Below are 1,930 nucleotides of genomic sequence, written 5' to 3' on the forward strand. Positions count from 1 at the left end.
ATATCGCAAAAGAGAACAAAACCCTTCACCGTAATTTCATGGGATATACCACTTCTCCATCCAAAATATTGCTTGCATTGCGAAACAGTTCCATCTCTGATGTCTATTACGCTTATGCCCAAAACACCAAGGAAATTGACCTTTACAAAGAACAGATCAGCTTGGGACATTTTGCAATCAGCAAAGGACACATCATGTCGAAGGAAGATATCGAAACCAGAAATCTGATTTTGAAACTGATCTGCAACCATGAAGCGGATTGGAACTTCTGCTACTATTCTGTTTTGGGAAAAAGAAACTGGGATAAATTGAAGGCTTTTGCTGAAGAGGGAATCATCGAATTTGATGCGAAAGGAATCAAAGTTCTCCCGGCCGGGCTGCCTTTTATTCGCAATGTCTGCATGGTTTTTGACCTCAGGATGCAGGAAAAAGAAGAGAGAAAGTTTGGATTTAGTAAGTCGATTTGAAAATGGTTATTGGGTTAATTGGTTATTGGGTTAACTGAAGCAATGTCCAATAATATCCCAATATCAATTAAATATCGTTTATGTACTTTAGTCGTTTTGTAAACCCGTATAACTATAGAAAAAGCCCCGATTTGGGGCTTTTTTGAGTTATCTTCTATCCTTTTATTTTTTCGGGCAAAATTCTAAAGAAACATGATTTCTTTAGAAAGATGCTGGTGGACTGTGGACTATCAACCATGGACTTTATTTTTATCTGCTAAAATGAGTCATCATCAATATCGACCCTGCTGTACCATCCATTGTGGGTTCGTTGGTACTGTAGTCGCCCACATCGTCATGATAGACGACATGTTCATTTTGGAATTGGGCAAAGACATCAGGTTTCAATAAGTTCAAGCCCAAGAGGTTGTTATAAATCGAAGTATAGACAGGCCCGTCCACCAATCCTCCCTGAACCTGCATACCCAACAATACATAAGGCGCAGTATGGACTTCGACAGGATATTCTCCTCCTTCCGGCATTCTGGTAAACATGGATGTTCCCCATGGATTCCTGCCAAAAAGCCAATCCCTTTGGGCATTCAAAAACGGTTCAAACTGCTTGTCCCCGCTCATTTTTTCATATAAAATCACCTGTGTTGCCAAGCTTGTCAAGAGGTTATTGCTACACCAAATGAAAGGAACTCCAACGTGAAAAGGGTTTTGATTTGCACGGTTCAAAGTATATTTGATACCATCGAGGAAATATCCCTCCAGGGTTTTTTTGAACTCATCATCCACGACGCCATGCAATGAAAAATGTCCCAAATTGATAAACGGGTATAGTTGATAATGTGAAGCTGAGTCCTTTACTGTCCAACTGTCAGCCGTGTTGCTTAGAACAGCGTACTTTTTGGCTTGGTCTAAGTAGGTTTTGTCCTTGGTAGTTTTGTACAATTCGGCGGCAGCCCACTCCATATCATCCGCCCAAGTTTCTTCATTGTAGCGGTAAGGTGCCCCGTAGGAATTCCCCTGTTGGTAACCTTCCTGCTTTCTCCCCATTTCATAAAGAGAAATGGCCGCTTTTCTACAAGTCCCCGCAAACACTGGATCTTTGAGGTCTTTTTCCCAGATTCTTGATGCCAATGCCAAGGCCGCTGCGCTTCTCCCTGCAAGGTTTGCCACACCGGTTGCTTCACTTTGGTATTTCATTAAGCCTTGGGGTTTTCCTGTGGCAAAGTATGCCGCACGATAGGAATTTGCACCCCAACCATAATCAGCATTGTCTTTATTAGGAATTTTGAATCCCCTATGGTCACGGTCGTCTGCTACCTGATGAAAAAGCTGGTCCGGTGAAGGATGCATTTTGAGAATCCAATCCAAACCCCATTTTGCCTCGTCCAAGACATCGGGAATTCCGTTTGCTCCAGCCTGTCCCAAGGCATTGACCTTGTCCTCAAACCTGTCGGGATACAATTCATAAG

1 protein-coding gene and 1 pseudogene are annotated in these 1,930 nt (G+C 42.5%); one reads left to right on the top strand and one right to left on the bottom strand.

What is annotated here, in order from left to right:
* A pseudogene (locus ACZFYI_RS19805) lies at nt 1-467 on the top strand (oxygen-independent coproporphyrinogen III oxidase); the annotation flags it as partial.
* A gap of 249 nt (nt 468-716) precedes the next feature.
* Here ACZFYI_RS19805 and ACZFYI_RS19810 read toward each other — a convergent pair.
* On the bottom strand, nt 717-1,930 hold a 1,214-nt coding region (locus ACZFYI_RS19810), incomplete at its 5' end, for a glycoside hydrolase family 9 protein (protein ID WP_462525846.1).

The organism is Aquiflexum sp. (assembly GCF_977115555.1).